Origin of the sequence: Oceanobacillus sp. M65, from assembly GCF_052246275.1 — a bacterium.
Lineage (GTDB): Bacteria > Bacillota > Bacilli > Bacillales > Amphibacillaceae > Oceanobacillus_B > Oceanobacillus_B jordanicus.
Genome location: NZ_JBQQCJ010000003.1, coordinates 46,330 through 65,477, shown reverse-complemented (window position 1 = coordinate 65,477; position 19,148 = coordinate 46,330). Strand labels below are relative to the sequence as shown.

20 protein-coding genes are annotated in these 19,148 nt (G+C 39.5%); 16 read left to right on the top strand and 4 right to left on the bottom strand.

All coding sequences use genetic code 11. The features are described 5' to 3' along the window. The first annotated feature begins 19 nt into the window (after nucleotides 1-19). Genes ACTWPF_RS12430 through ACTWPF_RS12420 form a run of 3 tightly spaced genes read left to right on the top strand, consistent with a single transcriptional unit; the run spans nucleotide 20 to nucleotide 4,130 of the window. Nucleotides 20-1,147, top strand: a complete 1,128-nt coding sequence (locus ACTWPF_RS12430; RefSeq protein ID WP_106896400.1) for an NAD(P)/FAD-dependent oxidoreductase — start codon at nucleotides 20-22, stop codon at nucleotides 1,145-1,147. A gap of 24 nt (nucleotides 1,148-1,171) precedes the next feature. Continuing rightward, a complete protein-coding gene (locus ACTWPF_RS12425) occupies nucleotides 1,172-3,343 on the top strand; it encodes a malate synthase G (protein WP_443149296.1) in 2,172 nt (723 codons plus the stop codon). Between the two features lie 22 nt (nucleotides 3,344-3,365). Then, entirely contained in the window at nucleotides 3,366-4,130 is a 765-nt protein-coding gene (locus tag ACTWPF_RS12420) for a fumarylacetoacetate hydrolase family protein (protein ID WP_443149295.1), read from the top strand. Between the two features lie 248 nt (nucleotides 4,131-4,378). Here the strand turns inward: ACTWPF_RS12420 and ACTWPF_RS12415 are convergent, their stop codons facing one another. Next, the gene (locus ACTWPF_RS12415; RefSeq protein ID WP_443149294.1) at nucleotides 4,379-5,308 is read right to left on the bottom strand and encodes an LCP family protein; all 930 of its coding nucleotides are present in this window, start codon (nucleotides 5,306-5,308) and stop codon (nucleotides 4,379-4,381) included. Nucleotides 5,309-5,498: 190 nt separating this feature from the next. On the opposite strand from ACTWPF_RS12415, the gene ACTWPF_RS12410 reads away from it, so the two are divergent. The 3 genes from ACTWPF_RS12410 to ACTWPF_RS12400 all read left to right on the top strand — a co-directional run bounded on the left by ACTWPF_RS12410 (nucleotide 5,499) and on the right by ACTWPF_RS12400 (nucleotide 8,652). Further along, entirely contained in the window at nucleotides 5,499-6,131 is a 633-nt protein-coding gene (locus ACTWPF_RS12410; protein ID WP_443149293.1) for a DUF1232 domain-containing protein, read from the top strand. 12 nt (nucleotides 6,132-6,143) lie between these two features. Then, the gene (gene rodA / locus ACTWPF_RS12405) at nucleotides 6,144-7,316 is read left to right on the top strand and encodes a rod shape-determining protein RodA (RefSeq protein WP_443149292.1); all 1,173 of its coding nucleotides are present in this window, start codon (nucleotides 6,144-6,146) and stop codon (nucleotides 7,314-7,316) included. A 163-nt stretch (nucleotides 7,317-7,479) separates the two neighbouring features. Continuing rightward, the gene (locus ACTWPF_RS12400) at nucleotides 7,480-8,652 is read left to right on the top strand and encodes a hydroxymethylglutaryl-CoA synthase (RefSeq protein ID WP_106896406.1); all 1,173 of its coding nucleotides are present in this window, start codon (nucleotides 7,480-7,482) and stop codon (nucleotides 8,650-8,652) included. 85 nt (nucleotides 8,653-8,737) lie between these two features. Here ACTWPF_RS12400 and ACTWPF_RS12395 read toward each other — a convergent pair whose 3' ends face one another. After that, complete coding sequence (locus ACTWPF_RS12395) at nucleotides 8,738-10,189, bottom strand: aldehyde dehydrogenase family protein (protein ID WP_443149291.1); 1,452 nt, start codon at nucleotides 10,187-10,189, stop codon at nucleotides 8,738-8,740. A gap of 162 nt (nucleotides 10,190-10,351) precedes the next feature. Here ACTWPF_RS12395 and ACTWPF_RS12390 point away from each other — a divergent pair, with 162 nt between their 5' ends. The 6 genes from ACTWPF_RS12390 to ACTWPF_RS12365 all read left to right on the top strand — a co-directional run bounded on the left by ACTWPF_RS12390 (nucleotide 10,352) and on the right by ACTWPF_RS12365 (nucleotide 14,776). After that, a complete protein-coding gene (locus ACTWPF_RS12390; RefSeq protein WP_443149290.1) occupies nucleotides 10,352-11,005 on the top strand; it encodes a YjbE family putative metal transport protein in 654 nt (217 codons plus the stop codon). Between the two features lie 31 nt (nucleotides 11,006-11,036). Beyond that, on the top strand, nucleotides 11,037-11,537 hold the full coding sequence (locus ACTWPF_RS12385) for a GNAT family N-acetyltransferase (RefSeq protein WP_443149289.1): 501 nt from the start codon (nucleotides 11,037-11,039) through the stop codon (nucleotides 11,535-11,537). Between the two features lie 77 nt (nucleotides 11,538-11,614). Next, a complete protein-coding gene (locus tag ACTWPF_RS12380; protein WP_443149288.1) occupies nucleotides 11,615-12,472 on the top strand; it encodes a phosphotransferase family protein in 858 nt (285 codons plus the stop codon). Nucleotides 12,473-12,615: 143 nt separating this feature from the next. After that, nucleotides 12,616-13,362, top strand: a complete 747-nt coding sequence (locus tag ACTWPF_RS12375; protein WP_036573665.1) for a sulfite exporter TauE/SafE family protein — start codon at nucleotides 12,616-12,618, stop codon at nucleotides 13,360-13,362. A gap of 141 nt (nucleotides 13,363-13,503) precedes the next feature. Further along, complete coding sequence (locus tag ACTWPF_RS12370) at nucleotides 13,504-13,998, top strand: DUF2243 domain-containing protein (RefSeq protein WP_106896412.1); 495 nt, start codon at nucleotides 13,504-13,506, stop codon at nucleotides 13,996-13,998. Beyond that, nucleotides 13,991-14,776, top strand: a complete 786-nt coding sequence (locus tag ACTWPF_RS12365) for a cytochrome c oxidase assembly protein (protein ID WP_443149287.1) — start codon at nucleotides 13,991-13,993, stop codon at nucleotides 14,774-14,776. The genes ACTWPF_RS12370 and ACTWPF_RS12365 overlap by 8 nt, the downstream gene beginning before the upstream one ends. A gap of 3 nt (nucleotides 14,777-14,779) precedes the next feature. On the opposite strand, the gene ACTWPF_RS12360 is transcribed toward ACTWPF_RS12365, so the two are convergent. Continuing rightward, nucleotides 14,780-15,436, bottom strand: a complete 657-nt coding sequence (locus ACTWPF_RS12360) for a cupin domain-containing protein (RefSeq protein WP_443149286.1) — start codon at nucleotides 15,434-15,436, stop codon at nucleotides 14,780-14,782. Nucleotides 15,437-15,617: 181 nt separating this feature from the next. Between ACTWPF_RS12360 and ACTWPF_RS12355 the strand changes: the two genes are divergently transcribed. From ACTWPF_RS12355 to ACTWPF_RS12340, 4 genes are all read left to right on the top strand, one after another. Continuing rightward, the gene (locus ACTWPF_RS12355) at nucleotides 15,618-15,830 is read left to right on the top strand and encodes a hypothetical protein (protein ID WP_238021376.1); all 213 of its coding nucleotides are present in this window, start codon (nucleotides 15,618-15,620) and stop codon (nucleotides 15,828-15,830) included. Between the two features lie 2 nt (nucleotides 15,831-15,832). Beyond that, nucleotides 15,833-16,150: a YolD-like family protein gene (locus tag ACTWPF_RS12350; RefSeq protein ID WP_238021383.1), complete on the top strand. Its 318-nt coding sequence runs from the start codon at nucleotides 15,833-15,835 to the stop codon at nucleotides 16,148-16,150. 74 nt (nucleotides 16,151-16,224) lie between these two features. After that, the gene (locus tag ACTWPF_RS12345) at nucleotides 16,225-17,016 is read left to right on the top strand and encodes an endonuclease/exonuclease/phosphatase family protein (protein WP_161464921.1); all 792 of its coding nucleotides are present in this window, start codon (nucleotides 16,225-16,227) and stop codon (nucleotides 17,014-17,016) included. Nucleotides 17,017-17,226: 210 nt separating this feature from the next. Further along, nucleotides 17,227-18,042 (top strand): ZIP family metal transporter, encoded by an 816-nt coding sequence (locus ACTWPF_RS12340; RefSeq protein WP_058950375.1) that lies wholly within the window; start codon nucleotides 17,227-17,229, stop codon nucleotides 18,040-18,042. A gap of 435 nt (nucleotides 18,043-18,477) precedes the next feature. On the opposite strand, the gene ACTWPF_RS12335 is transcribed toward ACTWPF_RS12340, so the two are convergent. Continuing rightward, nucleotides 18,478-19,077 (bottom strand): hypothetical protein, encoded by a 600-nt coding sequence (locus tag ACTWPF_RS12335; protein ID WP_443149285.1) that lies wholly within the window; start codon nucleotides 19,075-19,077, stop codon nucleotides 18,478-18,480. Nucleotides 19,078-19,148: the final 71 nt, after the last annotated feature.

Below are 19,148 nucleotides of genomic sequence, written 5' to 3'. Positions count from 1 at the left end.
AAAGGGAGGAGAATAAGATATGAAAGTCGTCGTAGTTGGAACTGGAATTGTTGGATCAAGTGCAGCTTATTATCTTGTCAAAAATGGAATAGAGGTTGTGATGGTAGACCGAATTGAGGACGGGAAAGCAACTTCCGCTGGTGCTGGAATCGTCTGTCCGTGGATCTCCCGTGTAGATGATCCAGATTGGTACCAAATCGCAAAACGTGGTGCCAGATTCTATCCTGATCTTATTGCACAATTAAAACAAGATGGTGAGTCGGAAACGGGATATAAAAAAGTAGGAGCACTCAGCGTCAGCTCAGACCCTGCCAAACTAGACGAAGTTGAGAAACGAGTTAGAAAGAAACAAGAGGAAGCTCCTGAAGCCGGTGAAATTAGAAGGTTAGATGCAAAACAAGCTCAGGCAATGTTTCCTGCCCTTTCTGATGATTTGGAGGCTGTTTTTGTATCTGGCGCAGCTCGTATTGACGGTAGTTATTTACGTGATGCGCTAAAGCGCGCGACTCAAAAACACGGTGCACGCTTAATTGAAGGAGAGGCATCACTCCAGACATCGGCGAAAAAAATAACGGGTGTTACTGTAAATGGCGAGACTATCATAGCTGATAAAGTGCTTATCGCAGCAGGAGCCTGGGCGCCGGAACTGTTAAAACCACTAGGACTTGAGCTGGCGATGGAGCCACAGCGTGGACAGATTGCCCATATTAATTTACCTCAACAGGATACGTCAGATTGGCCAGTTGTTTTACCACACACTAGTCATTATATGTTGGCATTTGATGATTCTCGTGTTGTTGCCGGTGCTACAAGAGAAACTGGATCTGGATTTGATTATAGATTAACAGCTGGAGGAGTGCACGAAGTATTGGGAGCCGCTTTAGATGTTGCTCCTGGTTTGAATGAAGGAACCTTAAAAGAAGTGCGTATTGGTTTTCGTCCGATGGGGCCAGATATTCTGCCATTAGTAGGAGCAGTGGACGCCATTACAGGGTTATACATGGCAAATGGGTTGGGAGCATCTGGATTAACGATGGGTCCTTATGTTGGCACATTGGCAGCAGAGTTAATGATGGACGAACAAATAGAAGTGGATATGAGCCCATATCAGCCAATGCGAGCAATTACAGTGAAAGAACCAATTTAACATGTACATGAGAGGCTGATAGAAATGGCGAACTATAAAAAAATAGGAACATTACAGGTGGAAGAGGGGTTATATGATTTCCTTCACGAGGAGGTCTTTGTAAACATTGACCTTCATTACAACAAATTTTGGGATGATTTTTCTGATCTAGTGAGTGAGCTAACACCTATCAATGATGAATTACTTAAGGAAAGGGATCAATTGCAATCAGCAATTAATAACTGGCATGTTGCCAACCCTACGTTTAGCCAACAGCAATATAAGCAATTTCTTGAGAGAATTGGATACTTAGAAGAGGAACCTGAAAAAGTGAAGGTTACCACTGATAACGTGGACGAGGAGGTAACTGTTGCAGGGCCACAATTGGTTGTTCCTGTAAATAATGCTCGCTATGCCATTAACGCTGCCAACGCTCGATGGGGAAGTCTGTATGACGCATTATATGGGACAGACGTAATTTCAGAAACGGATGGTGCTGAAATAAGATCTAATTACAATCCTATACGAGGAGAAAAGGTAGTAGCGTTTGGTCGAAGCCTTTTAGATCAATTTCTTCCATTGGAGAAGGGAAGTCATCACAATGTAACGGACTATCATATTAGGGGAGAAGCCCTCATTTTTACACTGGAAAATGGAGGGAGCGCTTCATTAAAGGATCCCTCCTTATTCCGCGGGTATCTTGGAAATAAGGAGAATCCTACTTCTATTCTATTTAGACATCATGGTCTCCATATTGAATTGGTACGCGATGAAAAGGATCCAATCGGCAGTAGAGATAAGGCTAATGTAAAGGATATCATCTTAGAAGCCGCACTTACTACTATCATCGATTGCGAAGACTCCGTTGCAGCAGTTGATGCAGAGGATAAGCAGGAGGTCTATCGGAACTGGCTTGGTCTAATGAATGGTCACTTAAAAGCTTCCTTTAAAAAGAATGGCAGTACGATTGAACGGCATTTGCATGAGGATCGAGAATATATCGGGTTACGTAATGATAGGTTTACCCTTAAGGGGAGATCATTATTGTTTATACGGAATGTTGGTCACTTGATGACAACTGATGCGATATTAGACGAAACTGGTAAGCCAATTTACGAAGGTATACTAGATACCGTCGTCACCAGTCTTATTGCCCTGCACTCAATGAATGGAAAAGAGAAATATGCCAATTCAGAGTTAGGCTCTATATATATTGTTAAGCCTAAAATGCATGGTCCTAAGGAAGTAGCGTTTAGTGATACATTGTTTAACCGTATAGAAGATATACTTGGCCTAACACGGCATACGATTAAAATTGGCGTCATGGATGAGGAAAGGCGAACTTCCCTTAACTTAAAAGCATGTATTAAGCAAGTAAAAGAGCGTATTGTATTTGTAAATACAGGATTTTTGGATCGTACTGGCGATGAAATTCATACGTCTATGCTTGCTGGTCCGGTGCAAAGAAAGAATGACATGAAGCATACGGAGTGGATTAAAGCCTATGAATCATCGAATGTCTATGCTGCCCTTTCATGTGGGTTCCCGAAAATTGCGCAGATTGGGAAGGGTATGTGGGCTGCGCCAGATCGAATGAAAGCAATGCTTGAAGAAAAAGTGGTTCATCCACTATCTGGTGCTACAACAGCGTGGGTCCCATCACCGACTGCTGCCATACTACATGCTCTTCACTACCACCAAGTGGATGTTTCCAAGGTACAGGAACAGCTTCTAGCGAAGACAGAGCTATTTTCCTATCGTGACGAGCTCTTAAAAATACCTATTATGACTGAAAAATTGTTAGCTAAAGAAAACATTCAACAGGAATTAAATAATAATGTTCAAGGGATACTTGGGTATGTTGTCCGCTGGGTGAATCAGGGAATTGGTTGCTCTAAAGTACTTGATGTTCACAATGTTGGTTTAATGGAAGATCGTGCTACACTTCGAATATCCAGTCAGCATATTGCAAATTGGCTGCTCCATGGAGTTTGTACAAAAGAACAGGTCTACGATACATTCAAGAATATGGCAAAAGTGGTCGATCAACAGAATCAGCTGGATACTTCCTACGAGCCAATGGCAAATAACGAAGCAAATTCGATTGCCTTCCAGACCGCATGTAAGCTTGTCTTCGAAGGAGATAAGCAGCCAAATGGCTATACAGAACCTATTTTGCATGAGGGAAGGAAAGTAAAAAAAGAAGAAATTATCTGATGATTAAATAGAGGGTGAAAATGTGAAATTTGTTCGATACAAGGATAAAAATCAAGTGTTTCAAGGTGTTTTGGAAAAAGACAAAATCATCCAAATCTCTGGGGACCCCTACAGCAATTGGGAGAAAACAAGTGGGGTTCATCTACGTAGTGAAGTGAAGCTACTTGCACCAATCCTACCAAATCAAATTATAGGTATTGGGGCGAATTATGTAGCAAGTGAAGAGGAATTACCTAGTGACCCTGTACAGCATCCAGTATTCTTTTTTAAGCCAGTATCTTCCGTTATTGGTCCTGATGAAAACATTGTTATACCGGAGCAGGTTGAAAATGTGAAATTTGAGGCAGAATTGGCTGTGGTTATTGGGAAAGAGATAAAGCAATTACAACCAGAAGATCCTGTGGAACCGTATGTATTTGGGTATACAATTGCAAACGATGTTACAGCACCGGACATGTTTCATCCGGATGGCCACTGGACCATTGGAAAAGCCTTTGATACATTTACACCGATCGGTCCAATAGTAGAAACGAACCTTGACTTAAACAAGATTCGAATTGAAGCCACAGTGGGCGGTGTGGAGAAGCAAAATAGTCCAACACATTTAATGATTGTCACCATTGAAGAGATGATTCGTTACTTATCTCATGTGATGACATTACAGCCAGGAGACGTTATCTTAACCGGAAGCCCTGTTGGTGCAGAAATGGTTGGGGGAAATATAATGGTAGAGTGCACCATTGAAGGCATAGGGACATTACGTAATGAAACGAAGGTTAGTTATTAGATGAAAACTTGGTGTTTCTCTGTTATAAGAATTGGTACCGAGCCAGCATAGTAGATTCTAACTTTCGTGGATCAGTACCTAACCACAAAACTTGAATTTTTTCTATAATAAAAGGTTCTGAGTTCGGAACTTATTTTCCAGGTGCTATTTGCCGTATTACACGTGAAATAGCACCTTTTATTTTCTGAGAAATTCGCTATCAGTTAAATTCACTTGCTTCTTTCATTTAATAGCTCAGATAAATTTTTCTATCTTGATAAAAAGCCCTCCAAGGCTTGTTTATTTTGATCAAAATCTATATCTAATACAGCCCCGACATTGACACGTTGGTTTGTGAAAGATCCGTCAACTGGTAGTCTCAATGTCTCGACATCTTGATCTGAAGTTAGTAACCCTTTTCCAATTGAAAATAAGATATTATTACTAATATTTGTATCAACATAGCCTGTTGCTATACCTAGTGTCTTAGGTAATTTTACTATACTATTCACTGAAATTGCCTCATCTTTTAGTTTTGACAGAACTTCCTGCTGGCGTCTTACCCTTCCGAAATCACTTTCGCTATCTTTCCGAAAACGTACATAACCTAAAAGTTCCTCGCCGTGTAAGGTTTGTTCTCCTTTTTCTAGAGTCATTCCAATATTCTTTGACATTTTTTTTGCTACATTTATATTTAGACCTTTCGGTGCAATTAAATCTACTATTTTAGGGAACCCGTTAAAGTCTACAATCGCATAATAATTTATATCTGTATCAAAGTTTTGTTTAATTGTTTGTCTAAGTAGTTCGGGGCCGCCAAAAGAATAAGCTGCATTTAACTTATTCATTCCGTATCCTGGGATGTCTACATAAATATCGCGCATTAAAGATACTACTTTTACTTCATTCGTATTTTGATTATAGTAACCAATCATTAAGGTGTCTGAACGACCTTGCTCTCCCTCTCTTGCGTCTGATCCGATTAAAAGCACCTTTACTTCCCCAAACTTTACTTCCTCTCCTGCAAAGTCTGTATGCACTGCTTCGCTATCCGAGGAATTTTCCTTTTTTGCCGCGGATAAACCATGATTAAACTGAATGATGCTATATGTAACTACTCCTCCAATTATTAGAACGAAAGTAAGCATACTAAGCTTTATTCTTTTCTTTAATTTTGATTTCCTTTTTAATCTCCCCATGTAAATGACACTCCTTGTATTAATGTATGTAAACTATATGATAATGTTGACAAAATGTCAAAATGCTAATTCCTTGTTAAATTAATATGTGATTAGATGCTTGTTTAATAGATTGACAAATTGTCAATGATACTGTAAATTGCGATATAGATGAGGTATTCAAGACAGAATAGGTAGGTGGACATAAAAAATGACTACAGAATTTGGTGGATTTTTAAAAAAACAATTACAGATAAACGGTCTCACCATGCGTAAATTTAGTGAAATGACCAATATAGAAACTTCTAGCATTTCTAGAATTATTAATGGCAAGAGGAAAGCTAACATTCATCATTTAAGGACTTTTTCTGAAGCCTTAGATATACCAATAGAGGAGCTTTTAAAGGTTGCTGGTTATGCTGATCATTCTATTTCGAATAATAATGAGGAAAAAGTAGAAAAGCATATCCAACAGCTAATAAAGGTTATAGAAACTTCCGATATGGACCACCATGAATTTTCAATTGATCGTTTGGAGAAACAGTTAAAAAATCACCGACAACACGCAATGACAGAAGAGGGGCAGGAAACGATAAAGGAGAAATTTAAAAGTAAGATAAAGCGTATTGGTGCTGCTGGACCGTTTATACGGCAATTAGAAGAGATGTATGAGCAGTTTACTTCTGGGAATGTAACAATAAAGCATCAACTCATAATGGGCGGAGCTCTACTATACTTTGTTTTAACATTGGATTTAATTCCTGACTATCTCTTTCCTATTGGATATATAGATGATGCTATTGCAGTTCAATTAACGGTAAGCATGCTGGCTAAACAAGGATAGGGTTTGACGTTTATGAACTCGAAAAAACATGTAATCGATTATACATTACTATTTATTATATTTTGTTTCTTCCTATTTAGTTTGATAGCAGTTTATAGTGGTTCTGGACAATATGAGTCGGCTGACTCTTTTTATTTTTTGAAACGACAAATATTTTGGTATATATTGGGCTTTGCTGTTCTAGCTGCTTTTGCGTTATTGGACTATGATCTAATAAAGCGATGGAGTTTATATTTATATCTATTTAGTGTTCTATTACTTATTTATGTACATTTTTTTGGTGTGATTAAAAACGGTTCACAACGGTGGATTAACTTTGGTTTATTTGAATTACAGCCTTCTGAGTTTTTGAAGTTTTCTCTTGTTTTATACCTTGCGACCCTTTTAAATAAGGTTGGTAACAAAAGGCTTTCATTTAAAAAGAGTATACCGATTATAATAAAAATTGGCATTGTTACCCTTGTTCCATTCGTTTTGGTGTTAGTACAGCCAGATTTGGGTTCTGCCCTCATGGTAGGAATGACTGCCGCTACTTTGGTGTTTATATCGGTGATTTCGAGCAAGATGGTTCTGCTTATTCTTCTTGGAGTAATCGCGCTAGTTTCTGTAATTGTATGTCTCTACTTTGTTGCACCAGAATTATTGATGCAAATCTTTAAACCCCATCAGCTATCTAGAATTTATGGTTGGTTAGACCCTGAACATTTTCCTTCCAACTCTGGATATCAGCTGAAACAAGCAAGAATGGGGATAGGATCAGGGCAGTTAACTGGAAATGGTTTTAATCAAGGAGTGCAAATTCAAAGCGGAAAGGTTCCTGAGGCACATACAGACTTTATTTTTGCGGTGATTGGTGAAGAATTCGGCTTCATTGGTGCTTGTATTTTAGTATTTCTCTATTTCTTTCTTATTTATCGAATTGTACTAGCTACTTTAAATGCAAAGAACCTTTTTGGAGCATACATAGGAATAGGAATTATAGCCTTAATAGCTTTTCAAGTATTTCAAAACATTGGAATGACAATCGGATTAATGCCAATAACAGGGCTTGCCTTGCCATTTATAAGCTATGGAGGTAGTGCATTGTTAACTAACATGGCAGCGATTGGTCTCATACTCAGTATTCAGATGCGAACTAGGAAACATAATTTGTTTGATAAAGGTTTTTCAAACAACTCCGATTAAGGCGTTGATGAAACGTTAAATGAATACTCTGTACACATGAATTGTTTTTGAATAGAAAAAAGTATATTATTAATCTTATATTGCATTAAACTTGAAGGACTTTATTTTTGTGAAATACATCACTTGTAAAATAGTAGAAATTTAGTAGTAAAGGAGCAGGACATTGAAAATAGGTATTGATAAAATTGGTTTTTACGCACCACACTTATATGTAGATATGAATAAACTAGCAATTGCAAGAGACGTGGAACCTGCTAAATTCACGATAGGCATTGGACAAGAAGAAATGGCGTTTGCTCCAATGACACAGGATACGGTAACACTTGCAGCCAATGCTGCCTTAAATATTTTAGATGAAGCGGATAAACAAAAGATTGACTTTGTCATTTTCGGTACAGAAACAGGTATCGACAGCTCAAAAGCATCAGCTGTTTATGTGCATGATCTGCTTGGGATAAATCCTGATGCACGTAGTATTGAAATGAAACAAGCCTGTTATGCAGCTACCGCAGCGATCCAGATGGCTAAAGGGCATATTGCGTTAAATCCAGAAAGCAAAGTATTAGTACTTGCATCGGACATTGCTCGATATGGACTTCGTACTGGTGGGGAAGCTACACAAGGTGCAGGAGCGGTTGCCATGTTAATCAGTGCTGACCCGAAAATACTTGCGCTTGAGGAGAAAAGTGCTTACCATACGAGTGATGTGATGGATTTTTGGCGCCCTACTTATACAGATAAAGCAATCGTTGATGGTAAACTATCAAATGAACAATACATTGAATTTTTTGCGAAGGTTTGGGAGCAATATAAAGTAAAAACAGACGCTTCCTTCTCTGATTTCGAAGCAATTTGCTTCCATCTACCATATACCAAGATGGGGCAAAAAGCATTAAAGCCACTTTTACCTGAGACTGATGAAGTTACACAAAACAGGTTGTTAGAAAATAATGAAGCAAGCAAAACGTATAATAAGCGTATTGGTAATATTTATACCGGCTCGCTTTACCTTAGCCTGCTATCTCTATTGGAAACAAAAGAGGATTTGGAAGAAGGGGCAAGAATCGGGTTATTCAGCTACGGTTCTGGTGCTGTAGGCGAATTCTTTTCAGGTATTTTGCAGCCAGGCTTTAAAGGTGCTCTGCAACCTACTAGGCATAAAGAAATACTTGATTCAAGAAAAGAGATTGATGTTGCCGAATATGAGGAACGATTTAATAACACACTTCCAACCGATGGCTCTACTCTAGAACTAGAGAAGGAAGATGATCCTTCATCAATTTACTTAGCTGGCATAAAAGATCATATGCGTCAGTATGTAAATGATAATAGGTAGTACTATACAGGTGCTTACTGTTTAATCAAATAAAATCCCAAGATACAACTCATGTATCTTGGGATTTTTGTTCTATAATATCTTATTAAAATGGATACTCTCGATTTTCTGCCTGTACACTAATCCATTGCGTGGTTGTGAATTCATCCATAACCCATTCGCCATTAAAGCGCCCGATGCCTGATTGCTTTGCACCACCAAATGGCATATGTGCTTCGTCATTAACGGACATATCATTAATATGAACCATGCCAGTTTCAATACGTTTGGCAACTTGCATGCCTCGATAGCGATCTTTTGTAAAGATAGACCCACTTAACCCAAAAGGAGAATCATTGGCAATTTTAATTGCCGTTTCTTCATCTGATGCACGAAGAAGGGAAGCCACAGGTCCAAACACTTCTTCTTTCGCTGCTGGCATATCGTTAGTAACTTCTGATAAAATAACTGGTTTTATAACATTTCCCTCTGTCTTAAATTCTGTGTGGAGCTTGGCACCTTGATCGATTGTACTTTCTACAAGCTCCTGTATATGCTCTATCTGTCCCTGGTTAATAATCGGACCGATTAACACATCGTCTTCTGCAGGATCTCCTGCCTTAAGTCTTTTGGCAGCTTGCGTGAATGCTGAGACAAAGTCATCGTAAACACTATCGTCTATGATAATGCGATTCAGTGATAGACAAATCTGTCCTTGGTGAAGGAAAGAACCGAAAACGGCCGCTTCGGCTGCTTTCTCAATATCTGCATCCTTCAGTACGAGCATTACATTATTTCCGCCAAGTTCAAGAGAGGTCTCTTTTAAATGTTTACTTGCAAGTTGAGCGATATGCTTTCCTACCTCTGTCGACCCTGTGAATGAGATGAGTTTAGGGACTGGATGCTCGACAAATTCATCTCCGATCTCAGAACCACGTCCAGCTACTACATGAATGACGCCATCTGGAAAGCCTGCTTCCTGTAGTAAATCAGCAATTAACAAACCAGATGTTACGGGTGTGTCGGAAGCTGGTTTTACTACTACCGTATTCCCTGTCGCTAGAGCTGGGGCAATCGTACGCATTGCCAGATGGAATGGGAAATTCCACGGACCAATTACCCCAATGACGCCTTTGGCTGAGCGGAATGTGTAATTTTCTTTTCCTTCTGTATTAGAGGTTCCAGTTGTGCCTTGCATTCTTGTTGGGAAGGAAGCTGATTCACGGATAATTTGGATAGCTGACTGTATCTCAACTTCTGCTTTTACTTTGCTGCTTCCTGCTTCTTTGATAAGCCAATCCACAATATGTGCTTTATTGTCTTTTATTGTTTCGATTAAGTGAAGTAAATATTCCTGCTTTTTAGCCGGCTCCATTGCCTCCCATTTTGGCTGGTAGGCAGCAGCAGCTTCATATGCTTGATTTAGATCTTCAGGATTTGCTGATTGAATGGTTCCTAAGGGTTCACCATTGTATGGATTATAATTTTCAACTTTTTTGCCAGAAGACCCTGTCGTCCAGTTTCCATTAATAAATAGTTCAGTATATTGGTTTTGCATTTAGACTCAATCCCCTTTCCGTCGTTACATTGTATTTTCCCTAGGAACGATACCTGCAAACACGGAGGGCGTGTCAGAGAAGAGATAATGCTCTTTGTCTGGTCTGTCTTCTTTTCTAGAATCATAGGCTATCCATAGGAAATAGATTGGGGGAGACTCGTTATGGAAATCATAGAGCCGTTACTAAAGATACTGCTTGTCAATATCATCCTAAGTGGAGATAATGCTGTCGTCATCGCGATGGCAAGTAGAAAATTACCAGATCACATGAAGCGAAAGGCTGTTATCTGGGGAACGTTTGGGGCAATAGCATTTCGCATTCTATTCGTCTTTCTTGTGCTCTATTTTTTGAAACTACCGTGGATACACTTGGTTGGAGGTTTGCTTCTTTTGTTCGTAGCTTATAAATTATTGGTGGACAAGCCAGATGACCATCAAATAAAGTTTGGCAGCTCCTTGCAAGAAGCGATCACAATTATTATTTTTGCGGACATTTTAATGAGTCTGGACAACGTCCTGGCTATTGTAGCCATTTCCAATGGCCAGTTTTTGCTAATCATGATTGGTATAATGATTAGCATTCCAATTATTCTTATGGCCAGTGGTCTAATTATGAAAGCTATGGAACAATACCCAAGTATCGTATACGGAGGGACAGCATTACTGGCGTGGACTGCGGGAGATATGATAATGAAGGAGGAAAGAGTGACCCAGTTATTGGACATCTTATCTTTTCCCAAATCTATATTTCTACTTGCTCTTATTTTTCTTGTTCTAATCATTGGTGGAATTCGTCGGAGAAATCAGATAACATGATAGAATAATAGAAAAGGAGGTGTTTTTGAGAATGATTGAAACGGATAGACTACTTCTAAGACCGTACACGGAAGAAGATTTAGATTTCTATGCAGGATTATGGGCTAATCCGAATATCGTGCGTTACATTGGAAAAGGAAAAACGAAAACATTTGCAGAAGCTAAAGATAGTTTGGGACACTGGGTTTCGGAGTATGAGTATGGGTTTGGATTGCAGGCTGTTAAACTAAAAGCAGAAGATAAGCTGATAGGCCATGCCGGTCTGGTAAGACAAACAATTGAAGGAAAGGGAGAAATAGAAATTGGGTATTGGTTACTTCCAGATTATTGGGGGAGAGGACTAGCTAAAGAGGCGGCTATTGCATTACGAGAATATGGATTAGAGGAAAAAGGGTTAAGCAAGTTAATTAGCTTGATTAATCCGAATAACCTCGCATCCATTTTCGTTGCTAAAAAGGCAGGGCTGAGGTATGAGAAAACAGTAAGGCTTTCTGAAGGGGATACGTTAGTATATTCGATCAAGAATGCTTAGACAGTTCTCCTCTTCATGAGGTTCGTATATCTGGCGTTTTATATGACTCCATTTTGTTAGGAAAGGAGCAGGTTTAATTGTTAAATCGCATTTTGGATAAATTCGGGCTACAGGTTCAATCATTTCTTGAAGTAGATGATTCGCATAGCTCCACGGTTTATAAATGTATTTTACATAATGGCGAAACTGTTTATTTAAAAATACCTTTTACAAGATTAAAGTACCAAAGAGAGTTAGAGGCTTATATTATTTTAATGGGCAAGGTCTCTGTCCCGGAATTGTTAGATTATTGGTCTGGTGATGAGGATTGCCCAGGAGCCCTTTTATTATCTGAATTACAAGGCAACCCATTAACACCCAATGTAACTAAAGCAGCAGCCTATCGCGTTGGGGAACTTCATGCCTCCGTTCATGAAATTCAGCCGCCTGATGGTTTAAAGGGAATTGAAAATGAATTTGTGAACTGGTCTACTTTTATAGAAGAAAAGTTTTATAGTTTTGCAGAAGATGTAGAAAAAGTACTTGAGGAGCGTTTATACAATATAGCTATTAAGAAGTTTGAAAAAATGAAACGACAGCTTCCTAAACCAGACGGCCCAAGTTTTATACATATGGATTTTCGCCCAGCAAACATCATTGTGGCTGAGAATAATGATGCTGGCGTTATTGATTTTGAAAGTGTACGTTTTGGTTCAACAGAAGTTGATTTCACCAAGTTGCATCGTGATTTTTTGCGCTTCGATGTTGCGTTATATAAAGCCTATCAAGATGGCTACAACAGTGTGAGGCCGTTAATTGAATTAGAAGCAGTCCTGCCTTTTTATCAGTTCACAGATGCTTTTAATAGTATCGGTTGGTGTAAACGACGTGGAATTGAAAAGAATGCTTTATTTCTTGAAGAAAATATCGCGATTTTAAAAAGGCTTGTTCAGTAGTGTAAGAGTTTTTAAATAACTTAATTGTGTTACGATAAAAGGTGAAGGCAAGTATTACCTAGTGTTAGTTGCACTTCTAATTACATAGTAAGCACTATTAAACGATCCTAAAGTAATAGTTTTTAAAAGCAGGAGGCAGCACGATGTTTGAACTAACGTTATTGGAATGGATTTTGGTAATCTTTTGTGCGCTTTGTATTGGTTTTTCAAAGTCTGGATTGCCTAATTTAGTTATATTGGTTGTCACATTACTTATGTTTGTCTTCCCTGCAAGAGATTCTGTCGGTATTCTGTTGCCGATGCTCTTAGTGGGGGATTTTTTTGCAATTATTTATTATCGTAGAAATGTAAAATGGAACCATTTAAAAGGGTTAATTCCGTGGGTGTTAATTGGGATTGTTGCGGGTTACTTTGTACTTGAACATGTAAACGATGCACAATTGAAGCCGTTGATTGGGATTATTGTGCTTGTCATGATCACCCTGAATTTTGTGCGAGAGCGATTTGGTACGAAGTTTAATACTTTATTACCTAACTCACTGGGTTTCACGTTGCTGATGGGGATTCTGGGCGGTTTTACCACTATGGTAGGAAATGCTGCTGGAGCAATCATGACAATTTACTTATTAGTGAAGGGGCTACCTAAGAAGGAGTTTGTTGGAACGGGAGCGTGGTTCTTTCTGTTTGTTAACCTCATTAAGGTACCGTTCTATGTCCATTTGGAGCTCATTACAGTAGAATCAATTTCGTTTAATGCATGGTTAGTCCCTGCTATTATTCTAGGGGCATTTGTTGGTATTAAGGTACTACCAATTATTCCGCAAAAAGTTTTTACTATCCTTGTGCTCATTTTGGCGGCACTTGGGGGAATTAATCTACTTTTGAATTAGCTTTACTATTTCGATTAAAGCTTAATCCGAACCACCGAACTTATGACAGTATCTTCGGTGGTTCGGATTTTTTATATTTGCTTGAATGAACGGGGTACTACAGGGGTATACAAGTAAAAAGCTTAAAATCGAGGTGGTATTATGGATACGGAAGATCATGCGAAGATGATAATAAAGTATGCCGGTCGGAATTTGTTATCTGGTATATTATTTGGCTTAGGAATTGCTGCTTTTATTGATGAAACAGTATTTCATCAGTTACTACGATGGCACCATTTTTATGATAAGTCTACGACAGATATTGGTCTTATTTCCGATGGGCTTTTCCACGCATTCAGTTGGTTCGCTACCATTGGTGGTCTTTTTATGTTTGCGGATCTGCGGCGCAGACGGGCTCTTTGGCTAAAGCGTTGGTGGGGCGGGTTGCTCCTGGGAGCAGGTGCTTTTCAATTATATGATGGATTGATTCAACATAAGGTAATGGGACTGCATCAAATTCGTTATGTTGATAATGTCTGGGTTTATGACATAGTTTGGAACGGTGTTGCAATCCTCATGATTTTGGCTGGACTGATCATTCTTTTCCAAACAAGAAAAAGAATGCATAAGAGGAAGGAGTCGAGTTCGGGTGCATAATGGAATACAAGGGGGGTGGACTATTATCGTCCTAGCTCTATCTATTGCTGGGATTGCTGTTTATTGTCTAGCAGGCTTTCTTTCCAACCGAAAAAGCCATTTACAACCATGGCCAATGTCCAGATATATTCTCTGGACTTTAGGAGTAATTGTAGCCACCTGTGCAGTCATAGGGCCTTTAGTAGAATGGGCCCACACAAATTTTACTGCACATATGCTGGGCCATCTCCTACTCGGAATGCTTGCGCCACTTTTATTGGTACTCTCTGCACCAGTGACTTTAGTGCTTCGAGCGCTTCCTGTCAGGCAGGCGCGTTTCATTGCCAATTTCTTAAAAAGTTTCCCTGTATCGGTGCTTAGCAATCCGATTATTGCTTCCATATTAAATATAGGAGGACTATGGCTGCTCTACACAACAAATTTATATCACTTCATGCACCATAATCTTCTCGTTTATTTGCTTATTCATTTTCATGTATTTGCAGCTGGATATTTATTTACAGTAGCGATGATTTATATCGACCCGACACCTCATCGCTTTTCTTATTTATATCGTAGCATTGTCCTCGTGTTTGCTTTAGGAGCACATGCGATTCTGTCTAAATATATATACGCACATCCTCCAATTGGAGTCCCCACTCACGAGGCAGAGGCAGGAGGAATATTAATGTATTATGGTGGGGATGCGATTGATTTGGTGTTGATTTTTATTCTCATGTTACATTGGTACCGTTTTGCTGCACCACGCCAAGCGTTGGCAAAGTTCGAAACTGTCTAGGCATTAGAAATGATTTTGCCCCTGTGGATAATACCCGCCATAGTAAGTGGAGGAATTGTCGCTTCTAGAATAGGTCTGTTTTACAGATTGTTGACTGGCATATTGTTGTTTTACTTGGTTTTGCACACATTCATCGGTTGGACCAATAATAATGGTTTCATTGTTAAGTGGAGAAAGTGTTTTGCGTAACTGATCAGCATTCAGGCAATACGTATGTGCCAGTACTTCAACTGGTGTCTTTGTCAGAATGTCAGATCCAAAAATATACTCAGGATACGGGGCGTCAAATATGGCCAACAAATGTGTTTGGTCTGTTGTTGCTTCCTCCCAGTGCCACCATCCTTGAGGGATGTTCGCCACTTGTCCAGGTCTTATGGTAATGTTGCTGACCTCATTATTAAATGGGTTAATAAAGGATACACGTGCTTCACCGGAAATACAATAAACGAGTTCGGCGGCGTTCTGGTGATAGTGTGGTTCTACAACTCGCTTATCACTTAAGTAAATATCTAGTAGCGAAACATTTCCTAAAGTATTCAGCACATCTCTTCCTAATCGGTTAATGTAATTCTGTCTGTTCCTTGTAAATAGTCGATTTTTATTCAAATCGGCAAAATATGTGTCATTCTCACTTGTGTAATCCATGTATGAGACTGTCATGCGATAACAACTCCCCGTCTTCGTTTTTTCCTCCCAGTTTATGCCTCATAAATTGAAGTCGTGACAAACGCGGAATTTTCTCTTCAAATCTTTTTCCAGAAATTTTCATGCATATTTTTTTGCTAATGTGGTAAAATAAGAACAGATGTTCTGAACAAGTGTTCCGGAAAGGATGTTCTCAATGAATGGAGTATTCAAGCGTTCGATGGAAACAAAACAAAAGATTGTAGTGTTCTATATGGATGGAAATCAACAGATTACGCAACGTTTTATTCGTGTGCTAAAAATGGATGATACACTAGTTCTTGCATATTGTTATTATCGAAAAAGCGTACGCACGTTTAAACGCGAAAACATCCTTTCCGCTGGACTAATCAAGAAAGTGGGGGCATAACAATGAGTGTCAATGACAGAGGTACGATAAAATGGACAGCGATGATGCTGCCAGAGCATATAGAATTACTAAAAAAGATGTGGGCAGAGGAGGAGTTTAAAGAAAAACCGATGCTTTCCGAGTACCAGATGGAAGAGATTAATTTACAGCTTCAACTGGCATTGGCGAACGATTTGACTATTGAGTTGGAATATTTCAGAGACCATGACTACCAGAAAGTAAAAGGCAAGCTACTGGGTGTTGATGTCTTAAATAGGTTTGTGAAAATTAATGAGGAGTATTTGCCGCTTGATCATTTGACGGGAGCCTGGATTGATTAACAGTTTCAGTTTCTGGTTGTGAAACGAGAAGGGTAATTCTATACTGATAGTATTATAGCTAAGGGGGAAGCTACATGCAAATCGGTATAATGAGCTACAATATTAGGTGCCTGACAAGTGAGGATGGAACGCCACATACATGGGCGGAAAGACTACCAGAAGTAATTAAGGTAATCAAGGATAAAAATCCAGATTTTATAGGAATCCAAGAAGCAGTACCACAGCAAATGAGCGATCTAGAAGCAAATCTGTCCGACTATCAGTGGATCGGGGAGGGAAGAGATGGCGGTGAGAAAGGAGAACGATCTGCGATTTTTTTCCGAAAAGCTACTTTTGAAGCAATCGATACAGCTACATACTGGTTATCAGAGGACCCGGAGGAGCCTGGATCCAAAGGGTGGGGGAGTTCCTGTCCGCGAATTGTGTCATGGGGAAAATTCCGTAGTCTAGATAATGGAGAGGAACTCTATATCCTAAATACGCATTTTGATCATATAGCTTCCATAGCACGAGAGAAGGCTGCAGCGTTACTGGGGGAAAGATCTGGTTTGAGTGAAGGATTGCCTACAGTATTAACAGGGGACTTTAATGCGAATCATGAAAGTACTCCTTTCCAAATTCTAAAGGAGAGTGGCTATCTAAACCTATGGGAAACCGCGGAGGAACGGAAAAATGACACACTGGGAACGTTCAACAATTTTCACGATCCTACAGGTGGAGGGAAGGAATTCCGAATTGATGGGATACTGGCAAAAGGAGAGGTCACAGCTCGTTTTATAGAGATCGTCAATACAAGAAATGGAGACCAATTCCCGAGTGATCATTATCCGCTATATGCTGTGTTAGAGGCAGGAGGAAATGCTTAACATGGTAAGGAGCAGCTACTATGCTGCTCCTTTACGTTTTTATAAAGTCTTATTTTTATATAGCACCTATTACCTTCCCAAATTATTTACTCGAGATCATCCTCTTAGTACGATATTGTTTACAAATCCCGTCAGATAGGAATAGTATTAAATTAGCAACATAGACTGACATTTAAACAAGGCATTGCAGCAGAGAAAGGAGCACTAATTATGCTAGACTACTTCCTATCATTGCACCCAGTTGCCCAAGCAGGGATTGCGACATTATTTACTTGGGCTATGACCGCACTTGGGGCTGCACTCGTATTTACAACTAAAAATTTTAATCAAAAATTAATGGACAGTATGCTCGGATTCGCGGGTGGGGTTATGATTGCGGCTAGTTTCTGGTCTTTACTTTCCCCGGCGCTTGACTTGGCAGAAGAAAATGGCTCGATTACTTGGGTACCCGCAGCAGTTGGATTTATGCTCGGCGGCATTTTTCTATGGGGAATTGATAAAATTTTGCCACATTTACATCCCACCTCCCCAATGAGTGAGGCCGAGGGATATCAGCCCAAAAAGAAAAAGCGTAGTACGTTACTTGTTTTGGCGATAACCTTGCACAATATTCCAGAGGGACTAGCGGTTGGGGTTGCCTTCGGGGCTGTGGCTGCAGAATTTCCATCTGCTTCTATAACAGGAGCAATTGTTCTTGCGTTAGGTATTGGGATACAGAACTTTCCTGAAGGGCTAGCTGTCTCCATGCCACTACGAAGAGAGGGCATGTCACGCCGTAAGAGCTTTATGTACGGTCAGTTTTCCGGGATGGTTGAGCCAATTGCCGGGATTATCGGGGCGATGGCTGTTACCTTTATACAGCCGCTTCTTCCTTATGCATTAAGCTTTGCAGCAGGAGCGATGATTTTTGTTGTAGCAGAAGAGGTAATTCCTGGTTCGCAGGAAGAAGGAAATAAAGATCTTGCAGTGATGAGTTTAATGATTGGATTCACCATCATGATGATACTTGATGTTGCCCTTGGATAAGGCAAAGGTGGGGACAAAAGTTCTCTAAACAATTGAAAACCCGAACTATCATGCAACTCCTTGTATAAAGGTTTGCCTAGTTCGGGTTTTCTTGTTTTAGCGTAGGCAGAATGCGGAGACTCCATGAAAATGCTATAACATTTTCTGCGTGCGATGTGTTGCTAACGTAGCCTTTCTTGTCCAACGGGAATAGCGCGAGTCCGAAGACCCCACAGTTTTGGGAGAGGAACAAAGGCTAAGAGCGCCACGTCCTGTGGCAACGCCTTCGTGACCAACATCCTGTTGGCCCGAGGCCGTGCCCGTGGAAAGCGAAGTGTTCTGCCTAGCGACGCTAAAAAGTATTATTCGTGTTTAAACGGCAATAATATAATTTTGTCCCAGCCTCTTGCTATGGATTGAGGGTGGTCCCCTGTTGGTACAATGTGTTATAAAACTTTAAAGACTGATTTCTTCTATTTTCTTGAATACTAAAGAATACGTTGCTTTTATGTGTTCATTTGTCTTTTCGTCATTATACAAACCAAACCCCAATTCTCTTAATGAGCCATTATCAAAGTCCTTCATCACACCAGTAGCAAACATGTTACCAGGGGTCCATTCCCAAGACTGGCTATACTCTGTATCTTTTAATGTAAAAGGAAGATGGCTATTAGCAGATATAAAAAAGACCGGGATATCAGAATTCAGGTAAATATCTGCATACTGACTGTTGGAGGCTTGGATAAGTCTTTCTTTCATAACAAAGACGGCATCGTAGTTCACCATTTCACCTTTTGTCAATTCCTCAAAAGATATTTCATTAAATACCACCTGTTCTTCTCTGATCTGAGGAGAAGTTCCAATCACTGCAACTTTTAAAGTTTTCCCATTATACAATTCAAATTCTCCGGTAATAGAGCTATCCAAAGGATTTATTCCTTGAGCACTTTCAGCATTACTTTTATTCGATTCAGTAGATATTCCGTTGTTCGTTTCACTCTTACATCCCACTAATATAAATCCAATTACGATAAATAAGATTAAACCCTTTTTCATAAATACCCTCCTACATACTCCTACATAAATTTATAATTAATTTTTTACTAACCCCGCCTTAGGAACGTTAA

Excerpts from the sequence above, each read along its gene's own strand:
- ACTWPF_RS12395 (WP_443149291.1), bottom strand. The coding sequence starts at position 10,189 with ATGCAAAACCAATATACTGAACTATTTATTAATGGAAACTGGACGACA.
- ACTWPF_RS12370 (WP_106896412.1), top strand. The coding sequence starts at position 13,504 with ATGGATACGGAAGATCATGCGAAGATGATAATAAAGTATGCCGGTCGG.
- ACTWPF_RS12335 (WP_443149285.1), bottom strand. The coding sequence starts at position 19,077 with ATGAAAAAGGGTTTAATCTTATTTATCGTAATTGGATTTATATTAGTG.
- rodA (WP_443149292.1), top strand. The coding sequence starts at position 6,144 with ATGAACTCGAAAAAACATGTAATCGATTATACATTACTATTTATTATA.
- ACTWPF_RS12350 (WP_238021383.1), top strand. The coding sequence starts at position 15,833 with ATGAGTGTCAATGACAGAGGTACGATAAAATGGACAGCGATGATGCTG.
- ACTWPF_RS12410 (WP_443149293.1), top strand. The coding sequence starts at position 5,499 with ATGACTACAGAATTTGGTGGATTTTTAAAAAAACAATTACAGATAAAC.
- ACTWPF_RS12415 (WP_443149294.1), bottom strand. The coding sequence starts at position 5,308 with ATGGGGAGATTAAAAAGGAAATCAAAATTAAAGAAAAGAATAAAGCTT.
- ACTWPF_RS12385 (WP_443149289.1), top strand. The coding sequence starts at position 11,037 with ATGATTGAAACGGATAGACTACTTCTAAGACCGTACACGGAAGAAGAT.
- ACTWPF_RS12345 (WP_161464921.1), top strand. The coding sequence starts at position 16,225 with ATGCAAATCGGTATAATGAGCTACAATATTAGGTGCCTGACAAGTGAG.
- ACTWPF_RS12390 (WP_443149290.1), top strand. The coding sequence starts at position 10,352 with ATGGAAATCATAGAGCCGTTACTAAAGATACTGCTTGTCAATATCATC.
- ACTWPF_RS12355 (WP_238021376.1), top strand. The coding sequence starts at position 15,618 with ATGAATGGAGTATTCAAGCGTTCGATGGAAACAAAACAAAAGATTGTA.
- ACTWPF_RS12425 (WP_443149296.1), top strand. The coding sequence starts at position 1,172 with ATGGCGAACTATAAAAAAATAGGAACATTACAGGTGGAAGAGGGGTTA.
- ACTWPF_RS12430 (WP_106896400.1), top strand. The coding sequence starts at position 20 with ATGAAAGTCGTCGTAGTTGGAACTGGAATTGTTGGATCAAGTGCAGCT.
- ACTWPF_RS12375 (WP_036573665.1), top strand. The coding sequence starts at position 12,616 with ATGTTTGAACTAACGTTATTGGAATGGATTTTGGTAATCTTTTGTGCG.
- ACTWPF_RS12340 (WP_058950375.1), top strand. The coding sequence starts at position 17,227 with ATGCTAGACTACTTCCTATCATTGCACCCAGTTGCCCAAGCAGGGATT.
- ACTWPF_RS12360 (WP_443149286.1), bottom strand. The coding sequence starts at position 15,436 with ATGACAGTCTCATACATGGATTACACAAGTGAGAATGACACATATTTT.